The sequence below is a fragment of the Paenibacillus sp. 01T431 genome (genome assembly GCF_056398625.1).
In genome coordinates this window covers 1-22,692 of the sequence record NZ_JBFTPT010000021.1, presented here as the reverse complement: position 1 = coordinate 22,692, position 22,692 = coordinate 1, and the positions used below count along the sequence as shown (strand labels likewise).

Annotated in this window: 19 protein-coding genes; 11 read left to right on the top strand and 8 right to left on the bottom strand. The window is 45.6% G+C overall.

The window, feature by feature from the left end:
* Window positions 1-17 precede the first annotated feature (17 nt).
* Window positions 18-194, top strand: a complete 177-nt coding sequence (locus tag AC1DM9_RS29055; protein WP_161807520.1) for a hypothetical protein — start codon at window positions 18-20, stop codon at window positions 192-194.
* 45 nt (window positions 195-239) lie between these two features.
* On the opposite strand, the gene AC1DM9_RS29050 is transcribed toward AC1DM9_RS29055, so the two are convergent.
* Window positions 240-908 (bottom strand): SIMPL domain-containing protein, encoded by a 669-nt coding sequence (locus tag AC1DM9_RS29050; RefSeq protein WP_477511073.1) that lies wholly within the window; start codon window positions 906-908, stop codon window positions 240-242.
* A 158-nt stretch (window positions 909-1,066) separates the two neighbouring features.
* A complete protein-coding gene (locus AC1DM9_RS29045; protein ID WP_477583540.1) occupies window positions 1,067-2,149 on the bottom strand; it encodes a Gfo/Idh/MocA family protein in 1,083 nt (360 codons plus the stop codon).
* A 251-nt stretch (window positions 2,150-2,400) separates the two neighbouring features.
* Between AC1DM9_RS29045 and AC1DM9_RS29040 the strand changes: the two genes are divergently transcribed.
* Window positions 2,401-4,116 (top strand): ABC transporter ATP-binding protein, encoded by a 1,716-nt coding sequence (locus AC1DM9_RS29040; RefSeq protein WP_076270895.1) that lies wholly within the window; start codon window positions 2,401-2,403, stop codon window positions 4,114-4,116.
* 6 nt (window positions 4,117-4,122) lie between these two features.
* On the opposite strand, the gene AC1DM9_RS29035 is transcribed toward AC1DM9_RS29040, so the two are convergent.
* The 3 genes from AC1DM9_RS29035 to AC1DM9_RS29025 form a co-directional block, all read right to left on the bottom strand.
* Window positions 4,123-5,739, bottom strand: a complete 1,617-nt coding sequence (locus AC1DM9_RS29035) for a helix-turn-helix domain-containing protein (RefSeq protein ID WP_477583538.1) — start codon at window positions 5,737-5,739, stop codon at window positions 4,123-4,125.
* A gap of 121 nt (window positions 5,740-5,860) precedes the next feature.
* Entirely contained in the window at window positions 5,861-6,853 is a 993-nt protein-coding gene (locus AC1DM9_RS29030; RefSeq protein ID WP_477583536.1) for an ABC transporter substrate-binding protein, read from the bottom strand.
* A 190-nt stretch (window positions 6,854-7,043) separates the two neighbouring features.
* A complete protein-coding gene (locus tag AC1DM9_RS29025) occupies window positions 7,044-7,949 on the bottom strand; it encodes an AraC family transcriptional regulator (RefSeq protein ID WP_477583534.1) in 906 nt (301 codons plus the stop codon).
* A 168-nt stretch (window positions 7,950-8,117) separates the two neighbouring features.
* On the opposite strand from AC1DM9_RS29025, the gene AC1DM9_RS29020 reads away from it, so the two are divergent.
* From AC1DM9_RS29020 to AC1DM9_RS29010, 3 genes are read left to right on the top strand one after another with little or no spacing between them, the layout of a single operon-like run.
* Window positions 8,118-8,759, top strand: a complete 642-nt coding sequence (locus tag AC1DM9_RS29020; RefSeq protein ID WP_477583532.1) for a carbohydrate-binding family 9-like protein — start codon at window positions 8,118-8,120, stop codon at window positions 8,757-8,759.
* A 24-nt stretch (window positions 8,760-8,783) separates the two neighbouring features.
* On the top strand, window positions 8,784-9,623 hold the full coding sequence (locus AC1DM9_RS29015) for a sugar phosphate isomerase/epimerase family protein (RefSeq protein ID WP_339203771.1): 840 nt from the start codon (window positions 8,784-8,786) through the stop codon (window positions 9,621-9,623).
* Between the two features lie 37 nt (window positions 9,624-9,660).
* Window positions 9,661-10,671, top strand: coding sequence for a Gfo/Idh/MocA family protein (locus tag AC1DM9_RS29010; protein WP_339203770.1), 1,011 nt, complete (start codon window positions 9,661-9,663; stop codon window positions 10,669-10,671).
* A 125-nt stretch (window positions 10,672-10,796) separates the two neighbouring features.
* On the opposite strand, the gene isdG is transcribed toward AC1DM9_RS29010, so the two are convergent.
* Genes isdG through AC1DM9_RS28995 form a run of 3 tightly spaced genes read right to left on the bottom strand, consistent with a single transcriptional unit; the run spans window position 10,797 to window position 13,887 of the window.
* Complete coding sequence (gene isdG, locus AC1DM9_RS29005; protein ID WP_477583529.1) at window positions 10,797-11,933, bottom strand: heme oxygenase; 1,137 nt, start codon at window positions 11,931-11,933, stop codon at window positions 10,797-10,799.
* The gene (locus AC1DM9_RS29000; RefSeq protein WP_441881775.1) at window positions 11,930-12,925 is read right to left on the bottom strand and encodes a FecCD family ABC transporter permease; all 996 of its coding nucleotides are present in this window, start codon (window positions 12,923-12,925) and stop codon (window positions 11,930-11,932) included. Before AC1DM9_RS29000 ends, isdG begins: the two co-directional genes overlap by 4 nt.
* Before the next feature lie 20 nt (window positions 12,926-12,945).
* On the bottom strand, window positions 12,946-13,887 hold the full coding sequence (locus AC1DM9_RS28995) for an ABC transporter substrate-binding protein (protein WP_477583527.1): 942 nt from the start codon (window positions 13,885-13,887) through the stop codon (window positions 12,946-12,948).
* A gap of 301 nt (window positions 13,888-14,188) precedes the next feature.
* On the opposite strand from AC1DM9_RS28995, the gene isdC reads away from it, so the two are divergent.
* The 6 genes from isdC (at window position 14,189) to AC1DM9_RS28965 (ending at window position 21,980) form a co-directional block, all read left to right on the top strand.
* Entirely contained in the window at window positions 14,189-15,250 is a 1,062-nt protein-coding gene (gene isdC / locus AC1DM9_RS28990; protein ID WP_477583525.1) for a heme uptake protein IsdC, read from the top strand.
* A 12-nt stretch (window positions 15,251-15,262) separates the two neighbouring features.
* Entirely contained in the window at window positions 15,263-15,688 is a 426-nt protein-coding gene (locus AC1DM9_RS28985) for an NEAT domain-containing protein (protein ID WP_076270885.1), read from the top strand.
* Window positions 15,689-15,825: 137 nt separating this feature from the next.
* The gene (locus tag AC1DM9_RS28980; RefSeq protein WP_477583523.1) at window positions 15,826-19,152 is read left to right on the top strand and encodes an NEAT domain-containing protein; all 3,327 of its coding nucleotides are present in this window, start codon (window positions 15,826-15,828) and stop codon (window positions 19,150-19,152) included.
* Between the two features lie 124 nt (window positions 19,153-19,276).
* Window positions 19,277-20,224 (top strand): heme ABC transporter substrate-binding protein IsdE, encoded by a 948-nt coding sequence (gene isdE, locus AC1DM9_RS28975; RefSeq protein WP_441881761.1) that lies wholly within the window; start codon window positions 19,277-19,279, stop codon window positions 20,222-20,224.
* Window positions 20,225-20,236: 12 nt separating this feature from the next.
* The gene (locus AC1DM9_RS28970) at window positions 20,237-21,220 is read left to right on the top strand and encodes a FecCD family ABC transporter permease (protein WP_430054374.1); all 984 of its coding nucleotides are present in this window, start codon (window positions 20,237-20,239) and stop codon (window positions 21,218-21,220) included.
* Window positions 21,210-21,980, top strand: coding sequence for an ABC transporter ATP-binding protein (locus AC1DM9_RS28965; protein WP_441881757.1), 771 nt, complete (start codon window positions 21,210-21,212; stop codon window positions 21,978-21,980). Before AC1DM9_RS28970 ends, AC1DM9_RS28965 begins: the two co-directional genes overlap by 11 nt.
* The last annotated feature ends 712 nt before the right edge of the window (window positions 21,981-22,692 follow it).

The following is a 22,692-nucleotide window of genomic DNA, read 5'->3' as shown; positions in this document are numbered from 1 at the left end:
GAAGGAGGGTGGAGCGTGTGGGGAAAATAACGGTCAAAGTGACAACTGAGGAAATGCATGAGCTTAAGAAACTAGCCGAGATAGTCAAAAATCCTCAGCTTCCCATGTCTGACCGTCGCATTGCTAAAACGCAATATGAGTCCATTATCAACTTCGCAAAAAATAGTAACCGCGGCATTATTTCATCTGTATAATTAGAATGGGTTGAAGCCGCTCCGGGATGGAGCGGCTTCTTTTTTTTATGTGATTTGCGCGAACCATACACGAACAGCCGCAAAAATCTTCTGTTGTCCAGGCTCGATTGGTGTGACCATAACATCGGATTGGAAGGTTCTTTGGACAGGGAAGGGTTCAGATGATCTGGAGACTTCCTGAACTTTGCTGGGAACTCCAGAAATGGATGTTCCTAATGCATTTGCGATAGCAGCAGCTTTCAGTCGGGCGTTCTGGACAGCAAGCGACAGGGCCTCATTTTCCAACTGTTTTCTATCGGTAACCGAGAACTGAATGGAAGTGACTGTATTGGCACCGTGAGAAACGGCGGTATCTACTACAGTACCAGTAAGTGAAATTTGATCGATGGTGATTTGCAGGAGATGAGTTACTTTGTAGCCTTGAAAGACTTGCTTCCCGTCCGGGAAATCATACATCATTTCGATTCGATAATCATTCGTTTGGATATGTTCGCGCGGGATGCTTAGCTCGAGAAGGGATTGTATGATATCTGCTGTAATTTGTGCATTTTCGGCTTGTATCGCTTGCAGCTCCTTGCCTTCGGTAACAGCACCAAGGATGACCAAGGCTGTATCTGGAGCAGCCGTAACGATCCCTTCGCCCAAAACTTCAATCGTGGACACGCTTTTGCAGGGAATGGGAATAGCGGTATAGTAGATTTGATTGCCGTACATTGCAGGCTCCTTTCCGTCTTACAGGTTATATATTAATGTATGGAAGGATACCCGCCGAAATGATTGCTTCTTATTTTCTGCTTGCGGATGAAAGCTTAGAAAAGAATACAAAAATGGCGGGCAAGAGTAATCTTGCACCGCCATTTTTTGTGATGAGCTTAAGGAAGCTCTATTGTAACTTCACGCTTGCTTGCAGCTGAACGGAGCACACCGTCGATAATCGCTTGGTTGTACAAAATTTCTGCTCCAGGAATAGGAGCTGGACGATTTTCTGCGATTGCTGCAACAAAGTCTCTTACTTTCTCATCAAACAAGTTTAGCCCATGTTGGATGACAGGAATAGTCGAATGGATATGCTGATCAACGACATCGTGATAAAGCGTCATGCTGCCTACGCTACCATCCCAAACACCGCTCCAAGGGCCTGTGCCTGCTGGAGTGACTTTAAGACCGCCGTCAGTTCCAAGGAACATTGTCGCACCTAATGAATCCATGTGCATAGCCCAGCTGATTTTGTAATTGAGAACGATGTCGCCCTCAAGACGGATCATCGCTACGCCAAAATCCTCAACTTCAAAGTTGGCCGCTTCACGATGGTATTTCGGGTTTGTTCCAAAATGATTTGATGTATAAGCCGATACAGTAAGCGGCTTAGGATAGCCGAGCGCATTAAGCGCCATATCAAGCGAATAGCAGCCGATATCAGCCATTGCGCCAGCACCTGCAAGCTCTTTGGAAATAAAAGTGCCGCCAGGCATACCGCGCCGTCTGCCGCCGCCTGTTTCAACAAAGTAAACGTTACCAAGTTTTCCCGATTGAACAATTTCTTGAATCAACGACATATTGGGATCATATCTCGGCTGGAAGCCTACCGTCAATATTTTCCCACTGCGTTCAGCGGCTTCGACCATATCGATGGACTGCTGGAGTGTGACAGACATCGGCTTCTCTACGAGCACGTGCTTGCCTGCATTCAAAGCGTTTATTGAAGTTTCAGAATGTGCAAAGTTTGGTGTGCAAATGCTGACGCCGTCTAGGTCAAGCTCTAATAGTTTCTTATGATCATCAAAAGCAACGGCTTTTACGAGTTCCTCTTGATCAATAAAAGCTTGTGCTTTTCCTGCTATGCTGTCTGCCACCGCCACGATTTCCACGTGAAGAGGCATTTTTTTATAAGCTGAAGCATGGGCTCTTGCAATACCGCCGCTTCCTATAATTCCGATTCGGATCGTTCTTGTCATTTCAATATCCCTCTTTTCATTGTAGTGATTCTACTTTAGCACAGCTGTATTAGGCATGAAATGGTGAGAAAAGGACATGACATCTACAAAATCATGACATCCGTCCGGATGATGTTGCTTCATTTTGTACAAAAAAATGATCACATTTGTCCATTGCCTCCCCTTGCCCTTTTGTTCTACGATAGATTAGCCACAAATGATAATGGTTATCATTGAATGTGTCATAAAATAGATTAGGAAGGAAGCTGGATATGCTGCGTCGTTTTTTTGCTTATTACAAGCCCTACAAGAAGCTGTTTATTTTAGATTTTTCATGCGCCATTTTGGCTGCATTGCTTGAGCTTGCTTTTCCACTTGCCGTTAACCGGGTTGTGGATGATCTTTTGCCGAGCGGCAACTGGAAATGGATTTTGTATGCTTGTATCGGACTATTAGTCATTTATGTGTTCAGCTCTGCACTGCATTATGTCGTTACCTATTGGGGACATAAGCTCGGAATCAACATCGAGTCCGATATGCGCAAGCAGCTGTTTGATCGTGTACAGAAGCTGAGCTTCCGTTTCTTCGACAATAACAAGACAGGACATCTGGTATCCCGGATGACAAATGACTTGATGGATATTGGAGAGATCGCCCATCATGGGCCGGAGGATTTGTTTATTGCTTTAATGACGCTGACTGGTGCGTTCGGTATTATGCTGAGCATTAACTATCAGCTTGCGTTAATGACCTTTATTATTATTCCGCTGATGATTTATTTGTCGCTGTATTTCAGCCGTAAAATGTCAGCAGCCTTTAATCGGATGTTTTCTGATATCGCTGACTACAATGCACGCGTTGAAAATAACGTGAGCGGCATTCGTGTCGTTCAAGCGTTTGCGAACGAAAAGCATGAAATGGCACGTTTTGCTGAAAATAACGGTCGTTTCCGTTTGACGAAGCTCATTGCATATCGCGTAATGGCATGGAACTCGTCAATCAGCTTTATTCTAATGAAGCTCATTTCTTTGTTTGTACTCGTATGCGGAACTTGGTTCGTTATTCAAGGCGATATGAGCTATGGTGAGTTTATCGCATTTGTTATGCTCTCGAACGTATTTTTAGGTCCGATTAAACAGATTAATTCTGTCATTGAGACGTATCCAAAAGGAATAGCAGGATTCAAACGTTATTTGGAACTACTTGAAACGGAACCTGATATTGCCGATGCGCCGAATGCACAAGTAGTAAGCCATCTCAAGGGTGATATTCGGTTTAACAAAGTGACGTTTGGTTATGAGAATAAAGACAAGGTGCTGCAAGGTCTCAGCCTATCAATCCGCGCAGGTGAGACGGTAGCTCTAGTAGGTCCATCGGGAGCGGGGAAAACAACGTTATGCAGCTTGCTTCCGCGTTTCTACGATGTCGAAGAAGGCTCAATTACGATTGACAACATTGATTTGCGGGATATGACGCTTGAATCACTGCGCTCCAACATTGGGATTGTGCAGCAGGATGTGTTCCTCTTTGATGGATCGATTCGAGAAAATATTGCTTACGGCAAGCTCGGAGCGTCGGAGGAAGAGATTATGCAAGCCGCTCGTCAAGCGCAGCTGGAGGAGCTCATCTTGTCGCAGCCTGAGGGATTGAATACAATGATAGGCGAGAGAGGGGTCAAGCTGTCGGGAGGACAGAAGCAGAGGCTCTCCATTGCACGAATGTTTCTGAAGAACCCGCCAATACTTATTTTGGATGAGGCGACATCCGCGCTGGATACCGAGACGGAAGCGGCGATTCAGCTAGCACTTGCTGAGCTGTCCCGCGGCAGAACGACGCTTGTTATCGCTCATCGTCTTGCTACGATCAAAAATGCTGACCGCATCGTAGTTGTAGCTGAGCAAGGGATTGCCGAGCAAGGCAATCATGATGAATTGCTCGACGCGCGTGGTGCTTACAGCAGGCTTCACCAGGCTCAATTCGGCGCATAAGGGGAATTATGAGGTTTGGTTCAGCAGCTCGGGGAGAAGCAATAGCAGCTTATCCCTTGCTGAGGCATCCTCCTGATTCCAGTCGCGCTCGTCGAGCACGTAACTGAAGCCATTTTTGACAGCAGGAAGGTTTCTCCAGATTGAGCTGTTCACTAATTTCTCCATGGCTGCTTTGGACTCCTCATTTTCGGGCAGCATCATGAATACGCGGTCGCCTGCGTATTGTTGGATGGTTTTTTCTGTAATTTCCTTATAGGGTCTTCCAGATTTCAGAATGTCTTGAACTTTCCCTGTAGGCCGGAAACCGTCTGGATGGTACAGTATAGAGGATAAACCGATATTGCCCATGACAAATAAACGTTCTCCCCGATGATAGATAAAGACAGAAGCTGTTTCGTTAGGCCGAATGCGCGCCTGAAGCTGCTGCCACATCAATAACGTACTGCTATTATAATGAAGAAGCCATTGCTGGGCTTCTTTTTTTTTGCCCAGCCACTCTCCAAGCATGAGCAGTCTCTCATCAAGTGACCCGCGTGAATTATAGGTAAGCGTAGGGGCAAGCTCTGACATTTGTGCGTACAAGCTTTCATCAGAATGGTCGAATATTATTAAGTCAGGCGCTAGAGCAGAAGCCTGTTCCGAATGAAAAGGCTCGCCTTTGCTGATCATATGGCTTCCTACTAGCTGAATGCCAAGCGTATTCATATCTCCAATACTTTCACCACAATAAAAGATGCGATTGGGCTGAGCGGGAATGCTGACCTCGTGACCGTCCCAATCCTTAACGAGTATATTTTGGCGCATCGAAAGGGCATATTGCCTTGGAGAAAAGCCGGTTATAAGACGGAAGCGGCGGCTGAAATAATACTCATCAGTAAAGCCGACACGATCTGCGATATCGCGCAAAGTATTGTCGGTATGGATTAGCCAATCCTTGGACCGACTGATACGAAGCTCATTCAAATAATCAAGCGGTTTCTTGCCAGTCAGCTCCTTGAATATTGAAGTGAACTGCCAAGCAGGTACGTTGGCCATATCGACGAGCTGCTTGACCGTTATTCGGTTCTGAAAATGATTTTGCATATATTGAATCGTTTGTTCAACCGTTTGCGTGGAGCTGCTCATCGAGTCGAATTGCAGGTTATGTTCAAGAACAAATCCGATAAGCTTCTGAAAATGAGTTTGCTGACGATGCGCTTCAATGTTATCGCAGTCCGTAATTCCGGTATAAAGCTGGCTCAGCAAATCCATCCATTGTGCGAGCGGATAAACGCGCAGCTCTTGACGGTTCGGAAATAGCTGCTCCGTATAAAGCACAGGACCTTGGTTCAGCAAATGAAGGATCTGGAAAGAGATGAGGTAATATTCCAATTTGCCGTCGCCTATATTTTCAAATTGATATGCGGTGTTCGGGGATAGAAGGAAAGAACTGTATGACGAGAAAAGGGAACTTTCATTACCCATAAACAGTCTACCTCTGCCGCTCCTCGATATAAGCATCGTATAGCAGGAAGTCACTTTCTCCGCTAATACTTCGCCCTCTGTATGGCAGTACAGCTTCATATCTACAAAATGGAAGCTTAAGGAGCGCAGAGGTAAAGTCTGATGCGTTAATTTAGACATGGCTGTAGCCTCATTTCAGTATTGAGAATCGTTATCAGTTAATCTCATTATAAACAAATAGAAGAAGCTTATCAACCGTAGTTGAAGAGCTTCTTCTATTTCAACTGACGTTAAGCAGCATTTATTTTTTAATAAGTGCTTTTGGCAGCTCTTCTAACAACCATTCTCTAGAAAGTGCGTCGCTGGAAGCTTTGAGCAAATCAAAATTGTACACTTGTCCATTTTTTACGGCAGGGAGCTTGAGCCATAAATCGCTTTTCATAAGCTCGTTCGTTGATTGCTGCGCCTCAGGAGCGACTGGATTCAGAATGAAGATGCGGTCAGCCGCATATTCTGGCAGAAGTTCAGAAGATATTTCTGCAAAACCTTGTTCTTTATCAATGAGATCCTGAATGATTGGTGTTGGCTTTAAACCGCCTTTCTCGTATAAGAATTGCGGCAGCCCAGTACCAGCCATAATAAAGAGGCGGTTGCCAGGATACATTGTAAATACGGCTGCCGTTTCATTTTCTTTAATACCGCTATCGTGAATTTGTTTCCACATATCTGCGGTTTTGACCGCGTGCTCAGCAAGCCAATCCTCAGCTTCTTGCTTCTTATTTAACAAATCCCCTAGCGTACGCATTCTGTCCTCCAGCGTGGCGAAGGAGTTGAACGTAACCGTTGGAGCAACTTTTGAAATAACCTCATACTGCTGTTCGTCCGAATTCGAGAAAATAATAAGATCAGGCTGCAGTGTTAATGATTTCTCGACGCTTAGCGGAAAACCTACGTCCTCGACACCAGTGAGCTGCTGCTCAAATACCGTGCCTTTAATCATATCCTGAATGACGCCGATCGGCTTAACGCCTAGCGCAAGCAAATCACCGGTAGTTTCACCATGAAAGATAACACGCTGCGGAGTAACAGGCACTTCTACCTCATGCTTCGACCAGTCGGTGAAGGAGCGGGTGGTATCGGCTGCTTGTTCCGTTGCTGCAGGTGCTTTTGTTGCTTCTGCAGTTGGACTCGCTGCATTGCCCGAATTTGCTGAATTGCTGCCACAGGCTAGCAATAGGGTTCCCATTAGTGCGAATGTAGCCAAAAGAGCGGCTGATTTTGTTCCTTGATACATTTTAATTCTCCCCCAATAGATGTTATAAGATAATGATAATCATTATCGATATACATTATCGTAATAGATACACGAGCTGTACTCAATGGACAAAGCAAAGAAGTGTTTTTTAGTTTGTCCAAACATGAAGAAAAGTTAAAAGCCGAACACCGCTGTAGGTATTCGGCTTTCATTATATAGAGCTCTTTTTTTATAATATTTTGGACAATTTCCGATATTCACGCGGAGATATTCCTTCATGACGGCGGAATATCCGGCTGAAGTAGTGAATATCGGAATAGCCGACGATGCTGCCGACGTTTTCTATTGAAAGCTCGGATTCCCGAAGTAGCCTTCTAGCTTCTCGGTGACGTATCGATTGAACATATTCGCTAGGAGGCATGCCGGCGATTTGCTTAAACAGCTTCGCGGTATGGTCGATGCTCAAATTCAGCTTTGCGGCGATCGTTGTGTTTGTCCAATTGGCAGCAGGTGATGCCTCTATTTCCTCCATTAACTCGGCAATCCTGCCGCCGTGAAGTGAGGATTGTCCAGCGGATCGAGATGAGGGCAAACGCAGCAAATGGGCCAATATATGTAGCATTAGACCTTTGCAAACCAGCTCATACCCAGTAGGACGCATAGTGAATTCATGAACAAGCTGCTCCATTAATTGTACGCATACGAGAGGCGGCGTGTAGACTGGATGGTCGGATAAGGGAGCCAACCCTTCCACATAAGGCTCATAAATGAATTTATGCGGCAAAACAGCAGCTTCGTTCACAACCATGTCAGCCTCTGTCTGAATATCGAGCTCGTCAAAAAAATCAAAATGAATGCCGAGAAATCGAGCGTTTGGGCTGGAAACGACTTCATTTTGGTGATAGACGCCAGAGGGCAAAAAGATAAGCTGACCAGCTTCAATTTTATAGCGCTGCCCATGCATGGTCGTCGCTGCTTCGCCATGGTACACGTACAGGAGCTCGTAATCATACAATCTACGTCTTGGCAGATCACCCGTTGGCAAGCGCTGGAACTGTGCATAATGGACGCTGGGCGACCACTCGCGAAATGGAGTTGAACGAATGCGTGGAAAGGGAGATTCAGACTTTTCCAAGCGGTAGGCTCCTTTCATTAAGAAAATAAAAAAGAGAACGGAATTGTCCAAAAAATCGCTATTCTAGCTAAATAAATTTCAACGATAATCGTTTATTATAAACGTATTATCACATGTTGTTGCAGCAAATTCAATATAACGTAATTATCTAAAAAGGAGTTTGAACAAATGGAGGTTCCTGCGTTTCAAGAGAGTAAAACCTATCTTTGCAGGCAAGTGCCGATCAGCATCGAAGACGCCGGTTTTGGCGCTATCCATTGGGATAGCTTCGATGCGATTGAACTGGTTGATACGGTCACTGCCATGCAGCCTAAGGAGCGTACGGAAGTAAGAGCATGCTGGAGCCAGAACTATTTGCATATTCGCTATTTATGCAAGGATTCACATGTTGTATCTGATTTTACCATACGCGATGAGCCGCTTTATGAGCAGGATGTCGTTGAGCTGTTTATCGATGAGGTTGGAACTGGGCATCGTTATCTAGAGCTAGAAGTTAGTCCGAACAATGTTGTTTTTGATGCTCTGATTGCGAATGATGGTGAAGCTGAGATCACTTCGACGGACTTAGCATGGAGGTTTGAGGGTATCCAGACGACTGTTGAAACGAGTGGCGATGCTGAACGGATTTATTTTGTGCATATTCCGGTTGAGAATTTCAAGAAGCCTCTCGAGCAAGGATTAAGCTGGAGAGTGAATTTTTACCGAATTGATGAGGATAAACACGGCAACCGTGAATTCCAGGCTTGGCAGGCTACCAAAGCGATAAACTTTCATCTTCCCCGTAAATTTGGCAGGCTGTTATTTATTTAAAACATAAATGTAGGAGGGTTTAACATGAAAAAAGGGATTAATATTTGGTCTTTCAAAGGTGATTCAACCATTGCAGAAAACATTCGTACAGCAAAAAAAGCAGGTTTTGACGGAATCGAGCTGTCATTGAACGAGACGGGCGAGCTTAGCCTAGCAGCTTCCGACAAAGAGATTCAAGAAATCAAAAACGAACTGCAGCAAAATGAACTGGAAATTGCAGGTTTAGCAACAGGCTTGTACTGGTCCTATCCAATGACGAGTGAAAACGCGGCTACACGCGAGAAAGCAATCGATGTGTGCAAGAAACAGCTGGAGCTTGCTGCGGCTCTCGGCGTCGATACCATTTTGGTCATTCCAGGCGCTGTAGGCGTTGACTTTATACCAGGCAGTGAAGTAGCTGACTACGAATATGCATATGACCGGGCGCTGGAAGCGATCGGGAAGCTTGTTCCGTTTGCTGAGAGCGCGGGTGTCTCGATTGGCATTGAGAATGTTTGGAACAAGTTCTTATTATCGCCGCTTGAGATGCGTTCCTTCATTGATGCGCATAACTCAAGTTTTGTAGGCTCGTATTTCGACGTCGGCAATGCGCTGCATAATGGTTATCCTGAGCAATGGATTCGTATTTTGGGTCATCGCATCAAGAAGGTGCACTTCAAGGATTATCGCCGTCAAGCAGGCGGATTGCATGGCTTCGTTGATCTGTTAGCAGGTGATGTTGATTACCCAGCTGTCATGCAGGCGCTTCATGCAATTGGCTATGACAATTATGTAACTGGAGAAATGATTCCGCCATACAATCATCATTCCGAACAAATCATTTTCAACACTTCAAAAGCGATGGATGCCATATTAGGACGTTAGAATTCATCTACTCAAAAACTATTAGGAGGTTTTTAATATGTTAAAGGTTGGTTTAATCGGTTTTGGATTTATGGGTCGGATGCACTTTGACAATTATGTCCGTCTTGCTAAGGAAGGAGCTCCTGTGCAGCTCGTAGCGATTTGCGATTTGCTGATCGAGGAGTTGAAGGAAGGAAAAGCGTCAGGCAACATCGCGACAGAGCAGGACGTCTATGATCTTGCGCCTTACCGTTTGTACGATAATATTGCTGCAATGCTAGAGAATGAGGAACTAGATATCGTCGATATTACGCTGCCTACTAATCTGCATGCTGATTTAACCTGCTCGATGCTTGAGAGAGGGTTGCATGTATTATGCGAGAAACCTGTGGCAGGAAGCTCAGAGGATGGCTGGCGCATGGCACATGCAGCAGAGCGCACAGGAAAAACGTTGATGATCGGCCAATGCCTGCGCTTCTGGCCAGCTTATGAATACTTGAAGGCTTGCGTAGAGGATGGCCGTTATGGAGCTGTTACGGGCGGTTATTTCTTCAGAGGCTCTGCCGCGCCAAAGGGTTGGTTTCTGGATGGCAGCAAAAGCGGAGGCTGTTTACTGGACATGCACATTCATGATGCAGACATGGTTCACTGGTTATTCGGCAAGCCGGAGAAGGTATCAACGATTGCGCGCAATGTCATTCCAGGCAGCGGCTATGATGTCGTGTCTACTCATTATATTTATCCAGATGGCAAGGTGCTGAATGCTCAGGCAGATTGGACGCTGGAAGGCGACTTTGGCTTCGCCATGACGTATCGCGTTAATTTTGAAGGCGGAAATCTCATTTTTGAAAATGGGCAAGTGAAAGTTAATCCAAATGATGCGCCGGGCTTTATTGCTGAATTGTCGGAGGATATGGGTTATTATCGTGAAATCAAATATTTTATTGAATCCATTCATGCGGGGCAGCCAGTTTCGATTTGTGCACCTGAGAGCGCGGTAGGCACGCTTGAAATTATTGAAGCAGAGCTGCGCTCTGCAAATGAAGGCGGGACGCTAGTATCCTTGTAAAAGGCCTAGCATTCACTTAGCAGCCGGATAAGCTCGTTAAAATGAACAGACAAAACAAAAGCAAGACAGCAGCCGCCTTGTTTAGAGGAGGAATTGCTGTCTTGCTTGTTTGTTTAAGAAGGAGTTTATTGGGCAAGCCGTTCATCGCTGCGTTCCGTGGCAGGGAGCGGAGTACGCTTGACTTTGACTTCCTGAAACATAATTTTGTTAGATAGAATGTATTCCGGCGTTTTCCGGTGGGAATGAGATTCACGGAACGCCTCGCTTTTTGTCCAGTTGTTAAAGTCATCTCTGGATTGCCACCTTGTAACGATGGAAACCTCGTCATAGTCCTTTAGGTTTTGCGTGAGAAGCACCTCAAGCCCCAGAAATCCTTCCATTTCCTCGACTTTGCCTACCCGATCAAAACGTTCAACAAGCTTTTCTCCTTCGCCCTTCGTAATTTGCGATACATTCGTCACAATGATCATCGTTTCTTCCTCCTCATCGGTTTTGGGTATAGGAATGATTATGGGATAACGTTCAGCAAAGCTAATTCTCGCATCCAAATCAAATACGGAGCGCATGAAACGAGGCGTAATGATGGTTCGTGGTTCTCCAGCGTCAGCAAGCTCCCCTTCTTTCATGGCAATCATATAATGGCAATAAGCGGCTGCCTGCTGCAGATCGTGCAGAACCATAACGATCGTCGTTCCATATTCCCGATTTATTTTGGCGAGTGTCTCCAGCACCTCGAGCTGATGACACATGTCCAGATAGGTAGTTGGCTCATCTAACAAAAGAATTTCGGTCTGCTGCGCTAAAGCCATGGCGATTCGCGCCTTCTGCTGCTCGCCTCCGGAGAGGGTGTGAAACATTCGGTCTTCGTGCCGTCGAATGCGCATTGCCCGCAATGCCCAATCAATGATACGTTCATCCTCCGTAGTTAGCCGCTGACGGAAGCTTTTTTGGTAGGGAGCACGCCCATAAGCGACCAGCTCGCGAACGGTCAGCGAAGGAAGCATATTTTTGGCTTGCGTCAGCATGGAAAGACTTTTGGCATATTCGGATCTTTTATAATCGCTCGTACTCTTCTCATTAATGAGAATGCTGCCGCTATCTGGAGTCAGCAGACCCGAGATTAATCTAAGCATCGTTGATTTGCCTGAGCCGTTTGGCCCGACTATCGCAGTTATTTTACCTTTAGGGATTTCCATATTAACATCTGACAACTTGAACATGCCTGCTTCAAGCGTTAACGAATGGGTTTGAATCGCCTTCATCGCCAGTTACTCCTCCTCAGCAAATACAAAAAGAACGGTGCGCCGATGCAAGCTAATAATATGCCAACCGGCAGCTCAACAGGGTCAAATAAAGAACGAGCCGCAGCATCGGCAATGACGACTAGAGCAGCACCGGTTATTATCGATACTGGCAGCAAATAACGGTAATCGTCGCCAATTAGAAGGCGGACCATATGGGGCACAACCAGCCCAACGAAGCCAACAAGACCTGCGGCGCTTACTGCAATTCCTGCAAGCAGAGCAGATAAGAGAATAAGCAGAAGCCGCTGCAACTCCACTTTTTGTCCCAGCAAGCGAGCAGAATCGTCGCTGAGCAGCAGCAGATTGGCTGATTTGATCGCTGGTATCGTAAGAAGTAGGCCGACGAGCGCGTAAGGCAGCATAAAGCTGAAATGATGCCAGCTTCGTCCATTTAATCCGCCGGAAAGCCAAGGAAGCACAGCTTGAACCCGGTCGCTGTAAACGACCATCACGCCATTCATAACGGCCCCCACGAGCGCGTTTACTGCAACACCGGCTAATACAATCTTAATAGGCGAAGCACCTTTATCCCATGAAAGAAAATAAATAATTAGACTTGCAGAGAGGGCGCCAACAAAAGCAGCAGCTGGCAATAAAAAGCTGAATTGCGGCAGCATCACCATCGTGATGACAGCAGCGAGACCGCCACCTGCCGAAACGCCAATAATACCGGGATCGGCAAGTGGATTGCGCATGACACTTTGCAGAATTGCTCCGGATGCAGCAAGGCATGCGCCTGTCAACAAACCAATTAATACTCTAGGGAGCCTAAGATCAAGCAATATCACGGAGTGAGCTGATGAATCGCCTGTGATAAGAATGCTCCATATCTCGTGCAGTGGAATCGTGATTGATCCAGATATTAACCCGATAAGAACGCTTAAAAGCAGAAATATGGGTGAGATGATGAAGGCCAGCTTACGTCTTTTTGTACGTGTTTCTTTATTCATAATCCTTATTTAGCATCCTTTCAGTTAGGCACTTCTTTCAGCAAGCGGTCCATAAGCTCAAGTGCTTCGATTACACGAGTTCCAGGGTTAGTACCGAACAGGTCCTGCGGCAGCACTTCAATACGCTGCTGCTTGACGGCGGATATGCTGCTCCATGCAGAATTAGTCTCCATTTCACGAATGAAGCTGTTCTTGATTTCCTCGGGATTGCCATGCGTCATGAAAAAAATGATGTCGGGGTCTGCTTCAACAACACGTTCTGCGTTTAGCTGCGCGTATTGCGGGAAGCTCTGCAGCCTCGGATAATCCGAAGCGATATTTACTCCGCCAGCGGTTTCGAGAATGTTGCCGCTCAAGGAATTAGGAAGTGCTGCCATGAATGTACCTGGAGCTCCATATACAAGCAGCGCTCGCGGCTTGTTGGCTTCATCGGTATGTTTATAAACAGCAATCTTATCAACAATGTTGGCGATAATTGCTTGTGCCTGCTCTTCTTTGCGAAGAAGTTGGCCTATCAGCTCAATCTGGCGGTTAATGTCGTCGATGGAGTTGGCACCCGTCAACAGGAGCTGTACACCGATTCCTTGAAGAACGGGAATATCCTTCTCATTCATTGGATAATTGCCAAGCACGACATCAGGGCGAAGCAATGCTATTTTTTCCAAATCAACCTCGTGAGCATTTCCGATTTGTTCAGCTTTGAGGACTGCCCGATTAACGGGCTGAGCGGATGTTGTAGGCCGGCCGACTAGATTTCCTCCTAAAGCTGCCACAATATCAGCTTCGCCGCTGCCCAGTGCAACAATTTTGGCGGGAGGTTCCTTAAAGGCAATTTGGCGTCCTGCAAAGTCTTTTACTATCAGACTTCCATCGCTCATTTCTGAAGAGCTGCCTTTGCCGATACTGCATCCTGTAAAAACGATCAACAGAAGCACAGCAAATAGGGGGAGACAAGTTCTCATAACAATTGCAGTACCTCCAAGCTAAATGCTATTGATAATCAGTCTCAATGATCTCTTCGAGAGTATAATGCTTAAAAACAGAGGACGTCAATACCTAAAAAGGAATTATATAGAAAATAACTAATTTTCTTTTTTTGTGTTGACAAAATGTGGGCATGCATGATAGTTTCATTCCTGAGAATGGCGTTTCCAGAAATGGGGATGCATTCTGCAGCAGATTGCTTTTTTTTTAATTGTACAATGATAATGATTATCATAATCAAAATAACTTTTTATTGATAATGATTATCATATTCATGATGTGAGAGAGAGCCATTCGGATAATCTGCTGCGAGCTTGGATGTCAGGAGTAAAGGAGGAGAAGAGAATTATTCGCAAGTTTGGAGTGCTGGCTTTCTTCATCATGATTACTTTACTCGTTGTTCCGTTTGCACCTGAAGCACATGCGGCTGAACTGGCTGATGGTACGTACTCGATAGACTATGTTGTCAAGAAAGCCGAAGATGAATCGGTATCGATGGCAAATGACTATTGGGAAAAACCAGCCAAGCTGATTGTGACCAAAGGAGCTTTGCAGGTACAACTGCAAATAAACCATAGCTCATGGGTAACGGAATATAAAGTTCCGAGTGACGGCGGGTACATAGATACGGCTATTGTATCTAGCAACGAAGCTGACAATACGAGAATTGTTAAGTTCGGAATTGCTGATCTTACAACGCCGTTAGAGTCCAAGATCCACGTAACGGTAGAGGATATTGATTACGATCACAGCTACACGATTCGTCTAGTTTTCGATTCTAGCAGTCTGAAGCAGATCAGCAAAGCGGAGGCCCCTGTCAAAGAAGAAAAGAAACCAGCAACAACCACGAAAGAACCAAAAAAAGAGACCGATGCAAAGACAGGTACAACAGCTCCTCAAACCACAAATAAGGTGACAGAAAAACCAAAGGTTGAGGTAGATAAGCCGAGCTCTGAAACGGTCGATTCTAAAAAAGAAGATTCTAAGAAAGAGATACAGGTCGAAGCTTCGCCTGCTCCAACCGTTAGTCCGATAGCGGCTGAAGCTGAAGGGCAATCATTGCCTAAGGAGACTTTAACCCCATCTACACAAGAGTCAAGCTCTTCAGAGGATACCCTAGCAGTGGACTCTGCGGAGACAGCTGTTCACGAAGAGCCGAAGGCCGATGTTCAGCTTATTGGGGCTGATATGGATACACCTGCACCAGGTGAAGCTGCGCAGCAGTTGTCAGATGCGGCTTCTTCTAAGCGCGTGTTGTCACCGCTTGTTATTTCCCTAATCATTATTGTTGTCGGAGTAGCCTTTATCTTATTGAGCAAAACCAAATTCGCTAAAAAATAAGGAGTGTTCTAAATGGTAAAATCGATGAAAAAAACAAGTTTCGTTATGTTAATGCTCGTAATGGCTTTAGCTCTAGTTGTTCCATCTGCTTTCGCAAGTACTGGTGTAAGCTATGTCGTTCGCAACGCGGGAGATACAGCCAATTCTTATGCTGATGCCTATAAAGTAGGCGATGCAGTTGTAGCAAGCAATGGCACAACGACAACGGTTACATTCTCTGGTTCAAGCTTCATTCAATACTTGCAAGTGCAAGACCCTGCTACTGGAACATACAGCTATGCAGCTGCTAATTATACAGGCGGCAACGTTGAATTTACATTTGAAGTGGCTGATTTCACACCGAACCAAGTTGCCAAAATCCACGTTGTCGTTCCGCCATCACCAGGATTTGAAGGCTACAATACGGTTCATACAATCCAATTCAATTGGAGCGTTTAAGCATCAGCGAGCTCTACGGTTAGAATAGCGCTTTAAAAATAACAGGAGAGCAATGCTGCGGCATGTTTCGCTCTCCTGTTCAAAATGCAAGGGTACATAAGCGATAGCAGTTAAATGACGAAGGAGTGTTTTTTGAAATGCAAATGAAATTTCGCCGATTGACGGCGCTGCTCATGGCGCTCGTATTGTTGCTGTCGGCCTTTCCTGTGAGTGCAGCGGCGGGAGTAACGCCAAATGGGGAGTATAGTGTTCCTTATCTTTATGTGAAGGATGGGAGCAATGAACGATCAATCATTAACGATTATCTAAATCCAAGCACAGGCAAATTGATTATTACTAATGGCAGTGCAAAGTTTCAGCATGAGGTTACGCAGTATACTTCCTTTCATCATTTTTCTGCTAAGTTACCAGGTAAAGACAAAGCAGTAATCAATGGGAACACAATCAACGGCATAGAAGGGTATCAAGTCGTTGCTGCTCAGCCAGCAGGGGACGGCTTAGATCCGGATCACGTCGTTGTTAGCTATGATATTGAGAACATGCAAGAGAAACAAGAAATTTTGATTCATATCGTCATTCCTTCAGTAAATTATGACAATTGGTATAATGTTCAGCTTCAGCTGGATATCTCAGGTCTACCCGTTGATGGAGGCGGCAATGGGGGCGGAGGCGAGACGGGTGCTGTAACATTAGAGCAGCTTGAAGCTTTATTTACAACCTCGAATGAGCTGCTGAATACAACGACGGAGGGAACTGGCGATGGCTTCTATTTGCTAGGCTCCAAGGCTACTTTTCAAAATACGATCACTCAGGCAAGAAGCATTGCCGATAGCGCTGGCGTTTCCAATCAAGAGCTGATCAAGGCTGCTTACCTTGTTCTGCAAGAGGGAAAAAAGAAGTACGAGGCTGCTCGGCTTGTCGTGAATAAAGCGAATTTAGTACGTGCGTTAGAAGAGATTTCAGCTTTTGCGACAACGGTAAAAAATATAGGGACAGCAAATGGAGCTTCAGTCGCTCATGGGGTATTAACGGATGGTGAGTATTCGGTTGGAGCGAGCGTAAGGCTTGGGCAATGGATTGTGGACGCTCAGACTGTTGCTGCTGATCCGCAAGCATCTCAAACAGCCGTCAATAATGCTTTAAATGTTTTGACTGCGAATGTGGAGGATTTGAAAAAGCAGCAGTACAAGAAGGAGATATTACCGCTGCTTGTGCTGGACCCTGAAACAGGAGAAATATCCAAACACAATAAAGATTTCAAAACAGAAGTAAGTATGTTTACTCAATCGGCAGCGCCTTATTTTCAAGCGTATGCTCACGTTGTTTTTGCAGAGCCGATGGAAATTGCACCTGAATTAACGTTATATGGACAAAGCGCAAACGGCGAGATTTCCTCTAGTACGCTGACAGGTTATAAAACGCTTATTCAAAAGGGCTATGAAGGACTGATACAGGCCTATCAGTTTGCCGCAAGACATCAAAAGGCAGACGATTCTATTTATCAAGGCCTATCAAAACTAGAGTACACAATTGGAACAGAGAAGAGAACAGTACTATTCAGCTATAATGCCAATCATCTTAATGCCTTAAACGCTTCGATCACTACAGCGCGTCAACTACATGATTCCGCTGTTGTTGGAACGGCTTCTGGGCAATATGAGGAGGCGGCAAAAGAATCATTGCTTTCTGCTATTCAATTAGCTGAACAAACAGGGAAGAAACTCAATTCTACACGTCCAGAAATTGCTAATGCGGCAAAGATTTTAGAGAAATCTGTTCAAGTTTTCAAAGGAAGCCAGATTCGCAATATTTCTTTCGCAGCCCTGCATGCAACAAATGCAGCGTTATCGAGCATGGACAGTTACTTCCTCAAGCCGGCTTCTGTTACGTCCAATAACGGTGAGACTTATGTATCTTTTTCAATAAAGGACAGCAGCGTCGTTACAGAGTTTAAAGTTGCTCAGAACAGCATACTCACAGATGTGACCGTTGTCAGTGAAAACAAGACAGAAAATACGAGGGTTATCAAATTTAAAGTGGATGATTTAACGGCAATTGTGCCAGGGCAAGTTCGAATCATTATGCCAAACGTAATTGACCCGCGTACAGGCAAACCTTATGATGCGACTCATAACATTCGTCTGTTGTTTGACAATGGCGATCCTGCAGTATTGAAGGCAGCTATTGCGGCAGCGAAGGCGGCTCATGATGGAGCAGCCGCAGGTACAGGTGTTGGGCAATATCCGCAATCAGCGAAAGACGCACTGCTTAGTGCAATTACAGCAGCGAACGCTGTCGCAAACAGCATATTGTCTACAAAGCAGCAGCTCATTGATGCAGAAGGCACGCTGGATCAAGCGCTTCGTGCTTTCCAAGCGACAAAAATTGTCGTTGTTGATCCGGTCAAACCGACAGAACCGGGAGCACTTGCGGACGGCAAGTATTTGATTGATATTCAGTTTTTAAAACAAGGTACTACACAAACATCGGTGATGGATGAATATGTAGCACATCCTGCTCGTTTGCTCGTGCAAAATGGTGTGAAGCTTGTACAAGTGAATCTAAAGCAAAGCAAGGAAATTACCGGATTTACGATTGGCGGCTCTACGCCAACAACGATCGAATCCGATGCTTCCGCTAACACAAGACGAGTACAATTTACAGTAGCCGATCTACCGGCTAAGCTGGATGGCTGGGTGAAAATAGATTGGCCAGAAGTGAAGTACCATCATGAATACAGCATTCAAATTCAGCTTGGGGCAATAACGCCAGTAGCAAGCTGGGACTCTGATTCATTTGGCTCTGTGGTGCCAAGAGAGACGCCAGAAGAAATTGAGAAAAAGAAAAAGGAACAAGAGGAAAAAGATAAGCTGGCTGGCAAAGATGCAACGGCTGCATTTAAAGATTTAGCAAACAACTGGGCGAAAGATGCCATTAATCGCGCATTGAAGCTAAACATCGTTCAGGGTTATCCGGATGGAAGCTTTAAACCGAATGCAACGGTCAATCGTGCAGAGTGGACGGTTATTCTCGGCAGAGCTCTGAAGCTGGAAGGCAAGAACGCTTCAACAGCTTTTGCAGATATGAAAAACATTCCTACTTGGGCACAGTCCTTTATCGAGCAAGCGGTAGCAGCAGGCATTATTAATGGCTATGAGGATCAGACATTCCGTCCAACGCAAAATGTAAACCGTACGGAAATTGCAGTCATGATCGTAAGAGCACTTCATTTGCCGCTGGAAGCAGCGGATTCGCTTAATTTTGCGGATGCAGCGGAAATCCCTTCCTACGCTAAGGCTTACATTGCTACGGCAGTGAAGTACGGATTAATTAAGGGACTGGACCAAAATCAGTTCGGCGGAACGAAGTCCGCAACAAGAGCTGAGGCGATTACTCTCGTTTTGCGCGCTGTCGATTATTTGGAAGCGAAAGCAGCAGAACAAGAAAAGGCGAAAACGGCATAAGCAGCAGCAAGGGCGGTAGGTTCCAGCTGTTGCAGAGCTTGAAGCGGGTGATTTAAACAGATGGCATAGGAGGACCCTGATTAGCGGGTGTCCTCTGTGCTGTTTTTAAGGAGGTAAGAAGGAAATGCGCTATCGATTTATGAAGGGGTTATCCCTGCTGTTACTTGCTGCGATGATGGCAGGCTGCGGAACGCTTGGAGCGGGAAGCGGCTCGACAGCAGCGCCAACTGCTGCGCCGTCTGCAAACTCTTCGGCAAAAGTAGCGGCTTCGGGCTCTGTATCCGAGGAGTCTAGCCAACGCATCGTGTCAACAACCGTAGCGATTACACAAATTATGGATGCGCTTGAGCTTGATTTAGTTGGCATACCGAAAAGCGTGAAAACGCTGCCGGAGCGTTACAGCACCGTTACTAAAGTCGGAAATCCAATGAGTCCTGATATGGAGATGGTTAAATCCTTGAAGCCGACGGAGGTGCTGTCTGTCTCGACGCTGCAATATGAGCTGGAGCCTGTATTTGAGAGTGCAGGGTTAAAGGCTGATTTTCTAAATTTAACGAGTATCTCGTGCATGCAAACTGAAATTACAGCGCTCGGAGAACGGTATGGGCGGGAAACTCAGGCTGCTGCAATCGTAAATGAACAGAAGGAAATGCTGGCTGCCATCACTCGGAATACAAAAGGTAAAGAAAAACCGACGGTGCTGATCCTGCTTGGTGTGCCTGGCAGTTATTTGGTGGCGACGGAGCATTCTTACATCGGAGATCTTGTTCGTTTGCTTGGAGGAGTAAATATCGTGCAGGGCGAGCAGGTTGAATTTTTGGCTTCCAACACGGAATATTTGCAGAAGGCGAATCCGGATGTCATTTTGCGAGCAGCGCATGGCATGCCGGCTGAGGTTGTGAAAATGTTTGATGAAGAATTCAAAAAAAATGATATCTGGAAGCATTTTGAAGCGGTAAAGACGGGGCGTGTATATGATTTGGAGGAAACATTATTTGGCACGACGGGTAATTTGGCTGTTGTCCAAGCACTCACCGCGCTCGCTCCAATGCTTTATCAGGATTATAAATAAGGATGTTTTTTCATGCCAAAAACAATATTCAGCTTCATCGCAATTACGCTGCTCCTTCTGGCAACCATCGTATACTCCATGACGACTGGAAGCATCAGCGTAGGATTTGTTGAACTCATGAAAGGGTTGCTTGGCTCGCCAAGTGAACAGGTAGAGGTTGTTCGCGACCTGCGGCTGCCACGTATAATCGTTGCTTTACTGACAGGGGCTGCTCTAGCTGTGTCTGGTGTACTGCTGCAAGCCGTAATGCGCAATCCGCTGGCGGATGCAGGCGTTATCGGCATTTCATCAGGGGCAGGCTTGGTTTCTTTGCTGCTCGTAACGATATTCCCGACATTGTTTTTTTGGATGCCGCTGTTTTCATTTGTTGGAGGAGCAATAGCTTGCCTATTGGTCTATTCGCTTTCGTGGCGCTCTGGACTCAGTCCACTTCGGCTTATTCTGGTCGGTGTGGCGGTTAATGCTACATTTACAGGTCTTGGGCAGTCTTTTAATTATCGCGGCAGCTATGCGGTAACTAGTGTGAATCAAGCGATTTCCTCTATTTTTACAATGAAAACCTGGGATGATGTACATATGTTGGCGCTGTATGGCGGTGTAGGCTTGTTACTCTCGATGCTGCTTGGCTCATGGTGCAATACGCTTGTTTTGCAAGATCGAACCGCTCAAAATCTTGGTTTGTCTGTTATGAAAGTAAGGCTGCTCGTTTCGGTTGTTGCCGTGCTTTTGGCTTCTGTTGCAACAGCTATTGGCGGGTTAATCGTGTTTGTCGGCTTGCTCGTCCCACATATCGCGAGGCTGCTCATTGGCTCAGACCATAAAGTGCTGCTGCCTTTCTCTGCGATTGGCGGAGCATGGCTCATTTTGACTGCGGATACGCTTGGCCGTACTCTTTTAGCTCCGACAGAAATTCCAGCTTCGATTGTCATGACAGTCATCGGCGGTCCTTTTCTCATCTTTTTGCTGCGAAGGAGCGAACGCGTCCATGGACATTAATGAAATAAGGTTTTCATATGACAAAAAAACTTTCCATTTGAACGGAATAACCTGCCATATTGCGGAAGGCCAGATTACGACGATCATTGGTCCAAATGGCTGCGGCAAGTCAACTCTGCTTGGTGTAATGGCGAAAAATCTTCGGCCAAGCGAAGGTGAGGTGCTGTTGAATGGGAAGAAGCTCGCACAATTTAAGCCGAAGGAGCTTGGCAAGAAGCTGGCCGTGGTGCATCAGCAGCAGGAAGCACCTGCAGATTTGACTGTAGAGAAATTGGTTCGCTTTGGTAGATTGCCGCATCGGGGGCGGTGGGGACAAGAGAGCGAATTAGATGATGAAGCCGTGGATTGGGCGCTCAACTGCACGAATCTGCTGAACAAGCGAAAGCAAAGTTTAGCGCATTTATCTGGCGGCGAACGCCAGAGAGCTTGGATCGCAATGGCGCTGGCACAGCAAACCTCGCTGTTATTTTTGGATGAGCCAACGACGTATTTGGATATCTATCATCAAATCGAAATATTAGAGTTAGTAAAGACGCTGAACCGCAAGCATGGAATTACGATAGTAATGGTTCTGCATGATATGAATCAGGCCATTCGATACAGCGACCATATTATTGTGATGAAATTAGGATGCATCGTAGGAGAAGGTGCGCCTGAGACAGTCGTGACAGCGGAAACGATTAAGCAAACGTATGGCGTTGATGTTGTGATGAAAAAAGACGGGAATACCGGACTGTATATGGTTCCATTAGGAATTTAAGCGTGTGTATAGTACTTCTTATTTTCATGAAAGAGAGCATTAAGTGCATATATGTTCTTACAGCGCAAAAAGTAACAATCTTAAGTGTCTGTAAGAACCAATAGGTTCTTACAGAGCCCAAGTGAAGGGTGGTTGCCCGCGAAAGAGAGCATTAAGTGCATATGTGTTCTTACAGAGCAAAAAGTAACATTCATAAGYGTMTGTAAGAACCAATAGGTTCTTACAGAGCTCGAGAGCAGCCGGGTTACTCACAAAAGAGAGCATTAAGCGCATATGTGTTCTTACAGAGCAAARAGTAACATTCATAWGTGTCTKTAAGAACCAATWGKTTCTTAMAGAGCYCGAGTGAAGGGTGGTTACTCACAAAAGAGAGCATTAAGCGCATATGTGTTCTTACAGAGCAAAAAGTAACATTCATAATGTCTGTAAGAACCAATAGGTTCTTACAGAGCATGGGTGCAGCCGGGTTACTCACAAAAGAGWGCATTAAGCGCATATGTGTTCTTACAGAGCAAARAGTAACAWTYATAWGTGTCTKTAAGAACCAATWGGTTCTTAMAGAGCCCAAGTGAAGGGTGGTTGCCCGCGAAAGAGAGCATTAAGCGCATATATGTTCTTACAGAGCAAAAAGTAACATTCATAAGTGTCTGTAAGAACCAATAGGTTCTTACAGAGCTAGAGTGCAGCTGGGTTACCCGCGAAAGTGAGCATT

Coding starts and splice junctions, on each gene's coding strand:
- AC1DM9_RS28970 (WP_430054374.1), top strand. CDS start 20,237: ATGCCAAAAACAATATTCAGCTTCATCGCAATTACGCTGCTCCTTCTG.
- AC1DM9_RS28965 (WP_441881757.1), top strand. CDS start 21,210: ATGGACATTAATGAAATAAGGTTTTCATATGACAAAAAAACTTTCCAT.
- isdG (WP_477583529.1), bottom strand. CDS start 11,933: ATGAAGGCGATTCAAACCCATTCGTTAACGCTTGAAGCAGGCATGTTC.
- AC1DM9_RS28985 (WP_076270885.1), top strand. CDS start 15,263: ATGGTAAAATCGATGAAAAAAACAAGTTTCGTTATGTTAATGCTCGTA.
- AC1DM9_RS29035 (WP_477583538.1), bottom strand. CDS start 5,739: ATGTCTAAATTAACGCATCAGACTTTACCTCTGCGCTCCTTAAGCTTC.
- AC1DM9_RS28980 (WP_477583523.1), top strand. CDS start 15,826: ATGCAAATGAAATTTCGCCGATTGACGGCGCTGCTCATGGCGCTCGTA.
- AC1DM9_RS28995 (WP_477583527.1), bottom strand. CDS start 13,887: ATGAGAACTTGTCTCCCCCTATTTGCTGTGCTTCTGTTGATCGTTTTT.
- AC1DM9_RS29030 (WP_477583536.1), bottom strand. CDS start 6,853: ATGTATCAAGGAACAAAATCAGCCGCTCTTTTGGCTACATTCGCACTA.
- AC1DM9_RS29015 (WP_339203771.1), top strand. CDS start 8,784: ATGAAAAAAGGGATTAATATTTGGTCTTTCAAAGGTGATTCAACCATT.
- AC1DM9_RS29010 (WP_339203770.1), top strand. CDS start 9,661: ATGTTAAAGGTTGGTTTAATCGGTTTTGGATTTATGGGTCGGATGCAC.
- AC1DM9_RS29000 (WP_441881775.1), bottom strand. CDS start 12,925: ATGAATAAAGAAACACGTACAAAAAGACGTAAGCTGGCCTTCATCATC.
- AC1DM9_RS29050 (WP_477511073.1), bottom strand. CDS start 908: ATGTACGGCAATCAAATCTACTATACCGCTATTCCCATTCCCTGCAAA.
- AC1DM9_RS29040 (WP_076270895.1), top strand. CDS start 2,401: ATGCTGCGTCGTTTTTTTGCTTATTACAAGCCCTACAAGAAGCTGTTT.
- AC1DM9_RS29045 (WP_477583540.1), bottom strand. CDS start 2,149: ATGACAAGAACGATCCGAATCGGAATTATAGGAAGCGGCGGTATTGCA.
- isdE (WP_441881761.1), top strand. CDS start 19,277: ATGCGCTATCGATTTATGAAGGGGTTATCCCTGCTGTTACTTGCTGCG.
- AC1DM9_RS29020 (WP_477583532.1), top strand. CDS start 8,118: ATGGAGGTTCCTGCGTTTCAAGAGAGTAAAACCTATCTTTGCAGGCAA.